Source organism: Nocardioides kongjuensis (assembly GCF_013409625.1).
Lineage (GTDB): Bacteria > Actinomycetota > Actinomycetes > Propionibacteriales > Nocardioidaceae > Nocardioides > Nocardioides kongjuensis.
Window position 1 is genome coordinate 4,525,706 of sequence record NZ_JACCBF010000001.1, and the last position, 13,057, is coordinate 4,538,762.

The following is a 13,057-nucleotide window of genomic DNA, read 5'->3' on the forward strand; positions in this document are numbered from 1 at the left end:
TCAGTTCCTTTCGGGGACGAGGGGTGTGGAGGGCGCAGCGGGCTGCTGGTGGCGGACGAAGAGCGCCGCGAGCACGGCGATGGCGAGCAGGACGAATCCGCCGACCAGGAGCCCCCCGTGCAGCGCCGTGGTGAACGCGTCGGGCACGGCCTGCGGGAGCAGGGCCAGGGCCGTGGCGTCGCCCTTGGGGGCCTGGCCGTGGCTGATGCTCGCGGCGACCGCGTCCGCGGTGGCCCGCGGGACGCCCTTGTCGTCGAGGCCTTCGGCGAGGAGCGAGGGGAACCGGCTGGTGGCGATCGTCCCGAGGACGGCGGGGCCGAGCATGGAGCCGAGCTGGCGGAAGAGGTTCACGCTCGCCGACGCCATCCCCGCCTGCAGGGGGCCGACGCTGTTGACGGCCGCCGCCGTCGACGGGGCGATGAGCAGTGCACTTCCGACGCCGGCCAGCAGCAGTCCGGGCCACATGTGTGCGTAGCCGCTGTCCGCGCCGTTCCACAGCAGGGACAGTGCGCCGGCGCCCATGAGCAGCAGGCCCGCCGTCAGCGTCACCGTGAATCCCACGGTCCGCACGATCCGGGCACCGAAGGCGCTGAGCACGACGTAGCTGAGCATCATCGGCATCAGCCGGACCCCGGCGCCGAGCGGGTCGTGCCCGGCGACCCGCTGGAGGTGCAGCACGCTGAGCAGCGCGATCCCGACGAAGCCGAACATCGCCGCCGCGCTCACCAGCATGACGGTGGTGAACGACCTGCTCCGGAACAGACGCAGATCGAGCATCGGGTCGTGGTGGGTGGACTCCACCCGCAGGAACAGCGCGCCGGCCACGGCGGTCACGGCATAGGCCACGACGATGTGGGGCTCGCCGTAGCCGTTGGCTCCGCCCTCGATGACCGCGTACGTCGCCGCCGCCACCGTGACCGTGCCCAGGACGACGCCGAGCGGGTCCAGCTGGCGCGAAGGGTGCCTGCTCTCGCCGAGCACCAGGAGCGCGAGGGCTCCGGCGACGACGCCGAGGAGCACGTTGGTCAGGTAGACGCTGTGCCAGGAGAACTCGCGGAGCAGCCCTCCGGCGACCAGCGGTCCGATGGCCAGCCCGAGCCCGGCGCAGCTGGCCCAGATGCTGATCGCTCCGGTGCGCTCGTGGGGGTCGTGGAAGCTGGTGCTCACGATCGCCAGGCCCGACGGCAGGATCGCCGCCGCGCCCACGCCCATGACCGCCTGCGCGGTGATCAGGACGCCGGAGCTGTCGGCCAGGAACGCCAGCAGGCTCCCGCCGGTGAAGACCGCAACGCCCGAGACGTAGGTGAGACGCCGACCGTAGAGCTCGGCGAAGGTCCCTGCCGACATCACCAGGCTCACGAGCGCGAGGGCGAAGGCGCTGGTGACCCACACGAGGGAGCTGCCCGGGACGTGGAGGTCGTCCTGGATCGACGCGAGCGCTCCGATCGTCGAGGAGGCGTTGACGAACGTCATCATCACGCCGATGCAGACGACGAACAGGCTGGGCCACCTGTTCCGGACGAGCGGCACGCCCGCCGTGCCGCGATCCTGACTAATAGAAACCATAGCCAGACCGTACACGCTGACTTGCAAAAGGCAAAGCCAGATCTAGAATCGAGTCATGGATCACGACGGAAGCGCGAGCGGCCCGAGCGACGTCCTCGAACGGCTCGGGGCCTTCTCGGACCGCGACGAGTGGCCCGCGCAGGGCTGGTGCCGGATCGAGCGCTCCCTCGAGGTCATCGGCACCCGCTCGGCGATGCTGGTGATCCGGGAGCTGTTCTACGGCGGCACTCGGTTCGACGAGCTCGTCCGCCGCACCGGACTCAGCGAGGCGGTCGTTGCCGGCCGGCTCAAGCAGCTCTTCGCCGACGGCATCGTCGACCGCAGGCCCTACCGTGAGGAAGGCAAGCGCACTCGCGACGAGTACGTGCTCACCGAGCGCGGGCGCGGGATCTTCCCGATCATCGTCGCCATGGTGCAGTGGGGCGAGGGGCTGCGCGACGACCACCGGACGGGGGTCGAGCTCGTGCATCGCGACTGCGGTACGCCGCTGTCCGCGAGCGTGACGTGCCGCAAGGGGCACGAGGTCCCGGTGGAACAGGCGGCGGTCCGGCTCAAGGACGAGGACTACGCCCTCGCAGGCCGGCGCCGCGGCCGAATCTAGCGCGTTCGCCCGTGTGAACGTCGCGGCCGGCTCAGGTCCGGCTCGCCACGCCGCAGCTGAACGACCGGGTGTCCGTCGTCCGCTGGGCGGATCGGCGGCGGTGAAGCCACGGGACGTGCCTGAGGCGCCCTGATCGCGCGGCTATCCGCGCGCGAGGGCAAGGGCGGTGTCGCGGGCGGCGGCGTCGGCGATGTGGCGCAGCTCGTCCGGCTCGTGCCCCAGGCGGCTTCGCTGGATGAGGCCCTGCGACAGCGTCACGTAGTGCGCGCTGAGCGCGGCGACGTCGACGTGCGCCGGGCTGTCGCCGAGGTCGCGGAGGAGGCGTTCCTCGAGGATGGTCTGCAGGTCCCGGGTCGTCCGGTCGATGACCGCGCGCAGCTGCGGTACCTGGTCGAGCAGGGTGAGGCTGTTGAGCATGAGGCAGCCGCGGCGTCCGGGCTGGCTGGTGCAGTCGCAGATGATGATCTCGAGGTAGTCGCGCGCGCTGGCGGCGACGTCGCCGGAGGTCCCCGCCATCCCGGTCCCGACCATCTGCGTCAGGGCCTGGCAGTAGCGGGTGACGGCGCTGACGTAGAGCCCGTTCTTGGAGCGGTAGGCGGCGTAGATGCTCCCGTTGCCGACGGTCGTGGCGCGGGCCACGTCCTCGATCGAGGTGCCGGCGTACCCGCGGCTCCAGAACAGCTGGATCGCGGCGTCGAGCAGTGCTGGCTCGTCGAACTGGCGCGGGCGGGGCATGAGGCGAACCTACGTCCTGGTGGTCGAGGTCACGAAACGTGTCGTGGCCGCCGGACCGGGGTAGCCGCCACGAGGGTTATGGAGGCATCATTCCACAATGACGTCGCCACGCACTGCTCGTCGGATCGGGTTCCTGGCCTTCGACGGCGCGATGCTCCTCGACCTGAGCGGCCCGGCGGAGGTCTTCGTCGCCGCCAACAGGCAGGCTCCCGGGGCCTACCAGCTCGAGGTCCTCACCGCGACGGGAGGACCGTTCGAGACCTCGGTCGGGGCGCCCATGGTCGCGGCACCGGTGCCGGCCTCGGGTGACTTCGACACGGTCCTCGTCGTCGGCAGCGCCGTTCCTGCGGCGCGGTTCGTCACCCCCGAGGTCGTCGCCGCCACCCACGACCTGGCCCGGCGTACCCGACGCCTCGGCTCGATCTGCACGGGCGCCTTCGCGTTGGCCGAGTCCGGACTGCTCGACGGGCGGGTCGCCACGACGCACTGGAAGTTCACCGCCGACCTCGCCAGCCGCTACCCGCGCGTGGCCGTGAAGCACGACGCGATCTACGTCCGCGACGAACGGGTCTACAGCTCCGGCGGCGCTGCCGCGGGCATCGACCTGGCCCTGGCGCTGGTGGAGGAGGACCTCGGCACCGAGCTGGTGCAGGCGGTGGCTCGCGACCTGCTCGTCTACCTCCAGCGAGGAGGCGACCAGTCCCAGTTCTCGCCCTCCGCCGGCGCGAAGGTGGCGGAGGCCGGCCTGGTCAGGCGCGTCACCGACCACGTGCGCGCCAACCCGCAGCTGCCGCACACGGTGCGCTCGATGGCGTCATTGGTCAGCCTCAGCGAACGGCAGCTCACCCGCCTGTTCCGCGAGGAGCTGGACACCACGCCGGGGTCGTACGTCGCCGACCTGCGCTTCGAGATCGCCTGCGACTCCCTGCGTGCCGGATCGACGATCGCCGGCGCAGCTGCGGCGGCCGGCTTCTCCGGAACCGAGATGATGCGGCGCACCTTCATGAACCGGCTCGGTCGCTCGCCCCGCGCGTACCGCAACGAGGTGTACGCGATCAGTGACCTGCGGCCGGTGCTCACCGGTCGTGGCGCAATCCGAGGGATTCCTGTCGCACGAGGTGCAGGTACGGGCACGGCCGCTCGGTAGAGACTCGAGGAGCCAAGCCCACCGGCGGCGCCCGACCCGGGATCCCCCTACCGAGGAGCACACCCATGCCCACCATCACCACCGATGACAACGTCGAGATCTTCTACAAGGACTGGGGCTCCGGTCAGCCGGTCGTCTTCAGCCACGGATGGCCGTTGTCGTCGGACGACTGGGACGCCCAGCTGATGTTCTTCCTCAACCAGGGCTTCCGCGTCGTCGCCCACGACCGTCGCGGCCACGGACGCTCGGAGCAGGTCGCCGAGGGCCACGACATGGATCACTACGCCGACGACCTGGCGGCCGTCGTGAAGCACCTCGACCTCCGCGACGCCGTGCACGTCGGCCACTCGACCGGCGGCGGTGAGGTGGTGCACTACCTGGCCCGTCACGGACAGGACCGGGCGGCGAAGGCCGTGCTGATCAGCGCCGTCCCACCGATCATGGTCAAGACCGAGTCGAACCCCGGCGGTCTGCCGAAGGAGGTCTTCGACGGGATCCAGCACGAGGTCGCCACCCGCCGCGCGGCCTTCTTCCGTGAGTTCGCCGAGGGCCCGTTCTACGGCTACAACCGACCGGGAGCCGAGCCGAAGGAAGGCATCATCGCCAACTGGTGGCGTCAGGGAATGGCCGGTGGCGCCAAGGCGCACTACGACGGCGTCGTGGCCTTCTCCCAGACCGACTTCACCGCCGACCTCGAGGCAGTGACGCTGCCGGTCCTCGTCCTGCACGGCGAGGACGACCAGGTCGTGCCGATCGCCGACTCCGCCGAGCTCTCGGCCAAGATCTTGCCCAACGGCACCTTGAAGACCTACCCGGGCTTCCCCCACGGGATGCCGACGACGAACGCCGACGTCATCAACGCCGACATCCTGGAGTTCATCAAGGGCTGACCGAGCGGTGCCGGCCATCGCCAGGGAGACCTCAGCCGGTGGCCGGCACCGACGAGATCGTCGCGAAGTGCGGCCCGTCCCCACCCGGTACGCCGCGCAGCCCGCGACCGGGGGTGCGCAGCGTGATCCGGACCCGGTCGGAGCGGAACAGGTCGTGGGAGAACTCGAACGGCGTCCCTGCGGTGTCGTACGTCGTCCGGGTGATCGAGACGAGCGGGTCGCCGACGGTGACACCGAGGAGGGCGGCCTCCTCGTCGGTCGCGTGGACCACCTCGACGACCTCCTCGGCGTCGGCGATGGTGACGCCGTAGTCGTTCTCGATCAGCTCGTAGATCGACCCGCCGAGCGGCTGCTCGAGCAGGCCGGGGAACCGGTCGGCGGGCAGGCGCGCCTGGTCGAGGGAGAACGGGGTGCCGTCGGCGAGCCGCAGGCGGCGCACGTCGACGACGAGGTCGCCCTCGGCGAGCTGGAGGGCTCGCCGGGTGGGGGCGTCGGCGACGCCCATCCGGGTGGCGACGACGCGGGTGCCGGCGGAGTAGCCCTGGCGCGCGAGGTAGGCGGGCACGCCGACCACCTTGGTCAGGTCGTGCTCGACCTTGGCGTGGTTGATGAACGTGCCGCCGCCGCGGCCGGCGACGCGCCGGACGAGTCCGGCCTCCTCGAGCGCGGCGAGCACCTGGCGCAGCGTGGCGCGGCTGACGCCGTAGTGCTCGGACAGCTCGCGCTCGCTGCCCAACCGGGCGCCGGGTGGCAGGGTGCCGGCGCCGATGTCGGTCAGCATCCTGCGGCGAAGGGTCTCCGCGACGGCGTGCTCGGTGGCCATGGTGCCGCTCCTTCCTCCGGTCCTCTTCGGTCGGCCCGATCCGCCGAATGGTCTGACCAGATGCTTGCAACCTACCTCAGGGCCGCGGCAGCGGCCCTCAGATCTCCTCGAGCGCCTGAAGCGACTCGGGCAGCACCTGGCCGCCGTCGACGATCAGCGTCTGCCCGGTGATGTACGACGCCTCCTCGGTCGCGAAGAAGAGGGCGGCGTTGCCGATGTCGGCGACACCGCCGAGCCGCTTCTGCGGCACGCTGGCCGCCATCGCTGCGAGGTAGTCCTCGCCGAGCCCGTCCAGCCCCTCGGTGGCGATGTTGCCGGGCAGCACGGCGTTGATCGTGATGGAGCGGGGCGCGAGCTCGAGCGCGGCGGTGCGCACGAAGCCGAGCTGGGCCGCCTTGCTGGCGCCGTAGTGCGACCAGCCGGGATAGCCGGTGTGCGGCCCGGTGATCGAGGAGGTCACCACGACCCGGCCGCGGCCGCTGGCGGTGAGTGCGTCCAGGCAGGCCTGGACCGCGAACACCGTGCCGTTGAGGTTCGTCGCCATCACGCCGTTGAGGTCGTCGGCCGTCATCGCGTCGAGGCGCGCGGCCGGGAAGACACCTGCGTTGGCGCACAGGACGTCGATGCCGCCGTGGCGCTCGACCGCGGTGGCGGCCATCCGGTCGCAGTCCTCGCGCCGGCTCACGTCGGCGACGACGAACGACGTCTCGCCGCCGATCGACGCGCACGCGGTCGCCAGCGACTCCTCGTCACGTCCGGTGACCAGGACGCGCGCGCCGGCCCGGGCGAAGACGGTGGCGATGCCGCGGCCGATGCCCTTGCTGCCACCGGTGACGACGACCGAGCGTCCGGCGAGTGAGGTGAACATGGGGTCTCCGATCCAAGGTCTGTGCTACAGGGATGCGCCGTCCGACGCGACGTAGCGCCGCGCCAGCTCGACGGTGCCGGCGGTGTAACCGGGCCCGAGGTCCTGGCACTCGCGGGAGTGCGCGTGCGAGCCCATCCAGGCGACGAGGAGCAGGCGGCGCATCATGACGAACGTCGCGAGCATGGCCTCGTGCTCGGCGGCCAGCTCGCTGACCGAGCGGTACCCGCGCAGCCAGGCCGCCTGCCACTGCGGCAGGCGCGGGTCGTGCTCGATGAACGACACCGCGGTGCCGAAGTCGTACATGAACCACGAGAAGCCGCAGTCGTCGAAGTCGATGACGGTGACGAGGTCGCCCTCGACCAGCAGGTTCGCCAGCCGGAGGTCGGCGTGGACGAGACCGAACCGGTCGGCTCCCGTGCCGTACGCCGAGAGCCGCTCCCGGACGACCTCGACCGCCGCCCCCAGCGCGGCCTCCTCGACCGGGCCGACGCCGATGCCGTCCTGCCAGCGTCCCCAGCGGGGCTGGTCGCCCAGCGAGTGCTCCCAGTCCCAGCTGAACCGGTGGAAGTCGTGCGGTGGCCTCCAGGTCCGGGCGTGCTGGTGCATGCGGGCCGTGATCGCGCCGAGCGTCTCGAAGTCGGCGGTACCGAGAGCCACGTCGTCGGGCTCGATGCCGGGTACGACGTGGAAGAGCACGGCGTGCCGCTCCTCGCCGTCGACCTCGACCGTGGTGACCCACTCGCCGCCACTGGTCGGCACGACCTCGGACGTCGCGACCCCGGACTCCTCCCGCAGTGCCGCCAGCCACGACAGCTCGCTCTCGATGTCCGCACGCGAGTGGTAGCCCACCCGGTGCACCCGCAGGATCGCGCTCCGCTCGCCGTCCTCGACCAGGAAGGTCGCGTTCTCCGACAGGTTGATCATCCGCAGCGCGGTGTCCGGGCCGAAGCCGTACCGCGGCAGCACCAGCTCGGCGACCCGCGTGTCCGCGGCAGCGGTGGTGGCGCCCATCAGTGCTCCCGTCCCTCGATCGATTCCAGGACCTTGGTGATCCGGTCCCGGGCCACCTCGACGTCCCCGGTGCTGCCGCTGAGGTAGAGCCGGCCCGCGGCCCCGATGAACTGGACGTCCACCATGGTGATGCCGGGAGCTGCGCGCTCGGCCTCGTTGGCGGCGACGGCCGCGAACAGGGCGGGTGCCATCTCGTAGACGAGGAGGGACTGTCCCGGCATGATCATCGACCCCGAACGGTTGCGGTTGAGGATCACCGCGTGCTGGTCGGTGATGCTCTCGATGATGTCGTGGAACAGCACCCGCGGGCGCAGCTGGTCACTGGCCGAGCTGCCGGTGCCGTCGAGGACGGCCTGGCCCGCCGCGACGACGTCCTCCAGCGACGAGGCGTGCAGCTCGAGCACCCCGAACTGCCGCTCGACGAAGAGGATGCCCGGCTCGACCGACGGCGCCGCCCGCAGCGCGAGGTCGATGACCCGCTCGATGGCCAGTGCCGGGGCGACCTCGATGATGAGGGCGTGGTCGCCGGCGTACGGCGGGTAGCCCCGGGCACGGGTGGGCGTGCCCAGGTAGGCGGCGAACTGCGGCTGCAGGTCCTCGACCATCAGGTAGACCCGCAGCTCCGCGCGGGCATCGGTGGCGGCCATCGGACCTCCTCTTCTCGTGGGCTGGCTGGTGGGGGGTGAGGGACGGCGCTACTTCGAGCTGACGTCGAAGTGGTTGCCGAGCTCGGCGTGCGGGCGCGGGATGACGTGCACGCTGACGAGCTCACCGACCTGGGAGGCGGTCTCCGCGCCGGCCTCGGTGGCGGCCTTGACCGCGCCGACCTCGCCGGCGATGACCACGGCGACGAGGCCGTCGCCCACCTCCTGGCGGTCGGTGATGGTGACGTTGGCGGCCTTGACCATGGCGTCCGCGGCGGCGAGCGCGGCAACGAAGCCCTTGGTCTCGATCATGCCGATGGCGGTGCTGGACATGTGGTGCTCCTTGGTTGTGCGGTGGGGTTGTGCGGTGGATGGTGCGCGGGGGCCGGCGGCGCCCCGGGAACGGGGGTCAGGACGAGGCGGGCGGGCTGTCGATCGAGCCGATCACCAGCGCGTCGACCGGTGGTGGCGTCCCGGGGAACCAGGCCGCGGCCACGGAACCCTGGGCGACCAGGACGGTCTCGCCGACGCCGCTGCCCAGGACGTCGAAGGCGACCAGGCGACTGCCGCCGCCCTCCACCTCGACCTCCAGGAACGCGCCGTTGGGCAGGCCGTCGATCCTCTTGGTGGACCAGACATTGCCGGTCACGACTGCTCTCAGCATCAGCGCTCCTTCTCGATGGGAACCCCCAGCGCGCGGGCCTTCTCGCGCGCCAGGGGAGTCAGCACGGCACGGCGGCCGAGGACCAGGCGGCGGCCGGCCTCGGCGGCTGCCTTGACCTGTCGCTCCGTCACCGCGCCGGTGTCGACCCGCTGGGCCGGCCGGTCGGACGGCACGGCGGTCGCGGCGCCGCCCTCGAGGCGGAAGCGCAGGCGTCCGGCGCGCAGGTCCTGGCGGTTCTTCGGGTTCTCGAACAGCGCCAGCAGGTGCCGGGCGAACCGGTCGAGGTCGGCGTCGTCCCCGATCCGCACGGCCTCGACGCGCTCGCGCATCGCGGGTGGGGTCACGTGCTCGGAGCCCGCGACGCCGGCGGGTGCCGCGGCGACGGCGGGAGGGGCCGGCGCCGCGGCGGTCGGTGGTGCGGGCGCCGCCGGCCCGACGAGCTCGGCGACGACCTCGCGGACGATGTCGCGGACCTGGTCGGCGACCATCGCGCGCAGGTCGGGGGAGGTGCTCACGTCAGGCCCCGGAGCGCTTCCTCGGCGGCCTCGGCGGCCTGCCGGACGTCGGCCTCCTTGCCGGACAGGTAGACCCGCCCGGTGGCCCCGATCATGCGGTAGTCGACGACCTTGATGTCGGCGGCCTTCTCCGCCTCGTTGGTCGCCACGATCGCGTAGGACGCGGGCTGCACCTCGAGCACGTACATCGACTCGCCCGGCAGCACCATCGACCCGATCTTGTTGCGGTTGATCAGGAACGCGTGCTGGTGGTCGATCGAGCTGATGATCTTGCTGGCCAGGATCTGCGGCCGCACCGCGCTCGAGGCGTCCGCGTCGAGCGCGTCGAGGACGCCCTCCGCGGCGGCCTTCACCGAGCCGGTCTCGCCGTGGAACTCCAGGTAGCCGAACTGCCGCTCGACCACGAGCACGCCCGCCGCGACCTCGGCGTGCTTGAGGGCGACATCGGTGATCGGCTCGATGTCGATGCCGGGCGCGACCTCGATGATCTGCGCGGCCATGTGGGCGCGCGGCAGGGTGCCCTTGATCCAGGTGCCGAGGTAGCACAGCGTCTGCGGCTGCAGCCGGTCGATGAAGATGAAGGAACGCAGTTCAGCCATGGGTCAGCCCTTGATGAGGTGGGAGAGCTCTTCGACGACGAGGCGTCGTACCTGCTCGCGGAAGGCGGCGTCGTCAGCGCCGGCGGTGGTCGTGCGTGCGCCGATCCGGTCGACCAGCGCGTCGACGGCGAACGGCGCGCCGGCGCGGTCGTCGTTCGACGCCAGCGGGTACGCCGGCACCGGGTCGTGGTGGTCACGCCAGGGGCTCAGCCCCGCGTACGCCGGCATCGCCTCGGCGGGGTCGCTGTTGTAGGCGATCCGGGTCCAGTTCACGAGGTGCTTCGGCTGGAGGTTCTCGCCGAGGGCGCTGCGACCGACGAAGCCGGTGCCGATCGTCATGGTCGGCGCCAGGTTGGTGTCGAGGCCCGAGCTCCCCGTGCTGTTGCCGACGTTGACCGACACGCGCAGCACGGGGACGTCGGCGGCGTACCGCATCACCGTGGCGGGATCGGTCGAGTGGATCGCCGCGCTGTGGCCGGCACCGGCGATCCGGACGATCGCTCGGGCCGTCGCGATGCCGGTCACCGCGTCGGGGACCCGGATCATCCCGAGCACCGGTGACAGCTTCTCGTGCGTGAGCGGCTCCTCGGGGACGGCCACGTCGAACGGGGCGACGAGGACCTTCGTGCGCGGCCCGACCCGGACCCCGGCCTGCTGCGCGATCCACGACGCGTCCTTGCCGACGACGTCCACGTTGAGCCGGCCGTACGGGAACATGTAGTCACGCAGCCGTTGGGCGTCGTCGGGGCCGAGCACTGCCGCGCCGGCGCGCTCCATCTCGCGGACCAGCCTGTCGGCGACGGACTCCTCGACCACGAGCACGGACTCGTTGGTGCACAGCACCGAGTTGTCGAAGGCCTTGCTCTCGACCAGGCGCTGCGCGGCGGACCGGATGTCGGCCGATGCGTCGACGAGGACCGGGACGTTGCCCGGGCCGACGCCGATGGCCGGATTGCCCGATCCGTAGGCGGCGCGCACGACGCCGGTGCCGCCCGTGGCGAGGATGACGTTGGTGCGCTCGTCGCCCATCAGCGCCTCGACGAGCGGGATGGTCGGCTCGGCGACGCACTGGACGATGCCGTCCGGTGCGCCGGCCTCGACCGCGGCCCGGGCGAGGAGCTGCGCGGCGTCGTGACAGCACTCCTTGGCCATCGGGTGCGGGCTGACCACGACCGCGTTGCGGGTCATCAGGGCGAGGATCACCTTGAAGAAGACCGTGGCGACCGGGTTGGTCGACGGCGTCAGCGCCAGCACGACACCCGCCGGTCGCGGCACCTCGACGATCTTGTCGTCGAGCCGGACGTGCGGGGTGACGAAGTCCTGGCCCGCGTAGGTGTCCAGCAGTCCGCGCGAGCAGGCCTGGTTCTTGCGGACCTTGTGCTCGACGACACCGAACCCGGTCTCGGCCACCGCCCACTCGGCGTACTTCTGCGCGTTCGCGTGGGCGACCTCCGCGACGGCGCGCACGATCCGGTCGACGTCGCCCTGGGAGTAGGTCGCGAACGAGCGTGCCGCCCAGCGGGCGCGTTCGAGCATGTGGCCGGCCTGCGCGGGTGCGGCCACGGGTCCGTTCGGCTGGTCGGCCATCAGCTTGCCCTCCGGCGGGAGACAGCGGGGTCGGCGGCCGCGCGGCCGATCGCCAGCGCGGTGCGGTCGAGGAGCTCCTCGACGAGGTCGGGCGTCATCAAGATCCCGGGCTTGTACTGCAGGACGCGCGGGTCGAGCGTCGAGAAGATCGCCCACACACCGAGCGCGTAGAGCTCGCGCATGACGTACTTCGCGCCCTCGGGGTGGGCGAACTCGAGGCCGAGCACGACGCCGTTCTGGCGGATCCCGACGAACCAGTCGGGGTACTGGGCCTGCACCTGGCGCAGGCCCGAACCGACGAGGTCCGCGATGTAGTGCACCATCGAGCGCACCTCGGGCCGACGGCTGATCTCGAGGGTCTTCAGCGCCGCGACGCAGCCGAGCTCGGCGCCGCCGAAGGTGGAGATGTGCCCGAAGCCGTCCTCGCGCAGCCACGCACCGGCCCGCTCGCTCAGGAGCACCGCGGCGATCGGGTAGATGCCTCCGGACAGGCCCTTGCCGCTGACCAGGATGTCCGGCTCGATGCCGTGCTTGGTGATGCCCCAGAGCTCGCCGGTGCGCATCAGGCCGGTCTGCACCTCGTCGGCGATGTAGAGCGCGTCGTACTTCTCGCACAGCCTCTTGACGGCCTCGAGGTAGCCGGGCTGCGGGAGCGGGAAGCCGTAGGTCGCGGGGATCGTCTCCATGATCACCGCGGCGACGTCGCGGCCCCGGAGCGCCTGCTCCATGGCCTCGAGGTCGTTGAACGGGACCTGGGGGAACTCCTCGGGGCGGTCGGCGAGGAAGAGCTTGGAGAAGCGGTCGTCGCCGGTGGCGACGGCGAGCCCGGTGTGACCGTGGTAGGCCTTCACGATCGAGACGATCTTGCGCTTCTGCATGGCGTGCCGGGCGCTCTTGAGGGCGATGTCGATCGCCTCGCCGCCACCGGACGCGTAGGCGACCTTGGTCAGGCCCGCCGGGGCGGACTCGACCAGAGCCTCGGCGAGCGCGGTGCGGCCCAGCGAGGGGAAGTGGTGGTTGCCGACGTCGAAGCGGTCCATCGCCCGCTTCACGGCGGCGACCACCTCCGGGTTGCGGTGGCCGAGGTTGTAGGTGCCACCGTTGAGGTGGACGTCGATCAGCCGACGGCCGTCCATGTCCCAGAGCAGGTAGCCCTCGCGACGGTCGATGACCAGGTCGATCCCGCTGTCGGACCAGAACTTCGTCTTGTCCGGGTTCCAGTAGTGCGCCGACTTCTCGAGCATCTCTGCCTTCGAGTCGAAGCTGAACGCGTCGTAGTCGTGCATCGCCATCCCTTGGTGTCGGTGGCCACGTCCGTGGTCACCGGAAGCCTTGTGTCGAGAAGCCTGTTTGGTCAGACCGAAAAAGTCAATGGTCTGCGCCCAAACAAATTGTCTGACCCAAACC

At 71.3% G+C, this 13,057-nt stretch carries 15 protein-coding genes; 3 read left to right on the forward strand and 12 right to left on the reverse strand.

Translation table 11 applies throughout. The annotated features are described in order from the left end of the window. Positions 1 to 1,530, reverse strand: coding sequence for an MFS transporter (locus BJ958_RS21675; RefSeq protein WP_218865931.1), 1,530 nt, complete (start codon positions 1,528 to 1,530; stop codon positions 1 to 3). A gap of 91 nt (positions 1,531 to 1,621) precedes the next feature. Here BJ958_RS21675 and BJ958_RS21680 point away from each other — a divergent pair, with 91 nt between their 5' ends. Beyond that, positions 1,622 to 2,167 carry a winged helix-turn-helix transcriptional regulator gene (locus tag BJ958_RS21680; protein ID WP_179728914.1) on the forward strand — a complete coding sequence of 182 codons (546 nt, stop codon included), beginning with the start codon at positions 1,622 to 1,624 and terminating at the stop codon, positions 2,165 to 2,167. 141 nt (positions 2,168 to 2,308) lie between these two features. Here the strand turns inward: BJ958_RS21680 and BJ958_RS21685 are convergent, their stop codons facing one another. After that, positions 2,309 to 2,902, reverse strand: a complete 594-nt coding sequence (locus tag BJ958_RS21685) for a TetR/AcrR family transcriptional regulator (RefSeq protein ID WP_179728915.1) — start codon at positions 2,900 to 2,902, stop codon at positions 2,309 to 2,311. 97 nt (positions 2,903 to 2,999) lie between these two features. Between BJ958_RS21685 and BJ958_RS21690 the strand changes: the two genes are divergently transcribed. Together BJ958_RS21690 and BJ958_RS21695 are read left to right on the forward strand one after the other, a co-directional pair. After that, a complete protein-coding gene (locus BJ958_RS21690) occupies positions 3,000 to 4,049 on the forward strand; it encodes a GlxA family transcriptional regulator (protein WP_179728916.1) in 1,050 nt (349 codons plus the stop codon). 65 nt (positions 4,050 to 4,114) lie between these two features. After that, a complete protein-coding gene (locus tag BJ958_RS21695; protein WP_179728917.1) occupies positions 4,115 to 4,939 on the forward strand; it encodes an alpha/beta fold hydrolase in 825 nt (274 codons plus the stop codon). Between the two features lie 31 nt (positions 4,940 to 4,970). Here the strand turns inward: BJ958_RS21695 and BJ958_RS21700 are convergent, their stop codons facing one another. From BJ958_RS21700 to BJ958_RS21745, 10 genes are all read right to left on the reverse strand, one after another. Then, positions 4,971 to 5,762: a GntR family transcriptional regulator gene (locus BJ958_RS21700; protein WP_179728918.1), complete on the reverse strand. Its 792-nt coding sequence runs from the start codon at positions 5,760 to 5,762 to the stop codon at positions 4,971 to 4,973. A 97-nt stretch (positions 5,763 to 5,859) separates the two neighbouring features. Further along, positions 5,860 to 6,630: a 3-oxoacyl-ACP reductase FabG gene (gene fabG, locus BJ958_RS21705; protein ID WP_179728919.1), complete on the reverse strand. Its 771-nt coding sequence runs from the start codon at positions 6,628 to 6,630 to the stop codon at positions 5,860 to 5,862. Positions 6,631 to 6,654: 24 nt separating this feature from the next. After that, on the reverse strand, positions 6,655 to 7,641 hold the full coding sequence (locus BJ958_RS21710; RefSeq protein ID WP_179728920.1) for a phosphotransferase enzyme family protein: 987 nt from the start codon (positions 7,639 to 7,641) through the stop codon (positions 6,655 to 6,657). Further along, positions 7,641 to 8,288 (reverse strand): microcompartment protein, encoded by a 648-nt coding sequence (locus BJ958_RS21715; protein ID WP_179728921.1) that lies wholly within the window; start codon positions 8,286 to 8,288, stop codon positions 7,641 to 7,643. Before BJ958_RS21715 ends, BJ958_RS21710 begins: the two co-directional genes overlap by 1 nt. A gap of 48 nt (positions 8,289 to 8,336) precedes the next feature. Further along, on the reverse strand, positions 8,337 to 8,618 hold the full coding sequence (locus BJ958_RS21720) for a BMC domain-containing protein (protein ID WP_179728922.1): 282 nt from the start codon (positions 8,616 to 8,618) through the stop codon (positions 8,337 to 8,339). Positions 8,619 to 8,694: 76 nt separating this feature from the next. Beyond that, positions 8,695 to 8,949, reverse strand: a complete 255-nt coding sequence (locus BJ958_RS21725) for a EutN/CcmL family microcompartment protein (RefSeq protein WP_179728923.1) — start codon at positions 8,947 to 8,949, stop codon at positions 8,695 to 8,697. Further along, positions 8,949 to 9,464 carry a hypothetical protein gene (locus BJ958_RS21730; protein WP_218865932.1) on the reverse strand — a complete coding sequence of 172 codons (516 nt, stop codon included), beginning with the start codon at positions 9,462 to 9,464 and terminating at the stop codon, positions 8,949 to 8,951. Before BJ958_RS21730 ends, BJ958_RS21725 begins: the two co-directional genes overlap by 1 nt. Further along, on the reverse strand, positions 9,461 to 10,063 hold the full coding sequence (locus BJ958_RS21735) for a BMC domain-containing protein (protein WP_179728924.1): 603 nt from the start codon (positions 10,061 to 10,063) through the stop codon (positions 9,461 to 9,463). Before BJ958_RS21735 ends, BJ958_RS21730 begins: the two co-directional genes overlap by 4 nt. Positions 10,064 to 10,066: 3 nt before the next feature. After that, positions 10,067 to 11,650, reverse strand: a complete 1,584-nt coding sequence (locus BJ958_RS21740; protein WP_179728925.1) for an aldehyde dehydrogenase family protein — start codon at positions 11,648 to 11,650, stop codon at positions 10,067 to 10,069. Then, positions 11,650 to 12,936 (reverse strand): class-III pyridoxal-phosphate-dependent aminotransferase, encoded by a 1,287-nt coding sequence (locus tag BJ958_RS21745; protein ID WP_179728926.1) that lies wholly within the window; start codon positions 12,934 to 12,936, stop codon positions 11,650 to 11,652. Before BJ958_RS21745 ends, BJ958_RS21740 begins: the two co-directional genes overlap by 1 nt. Positions 12,937 to 13,057: the final 121 nt, after the last annotated feature.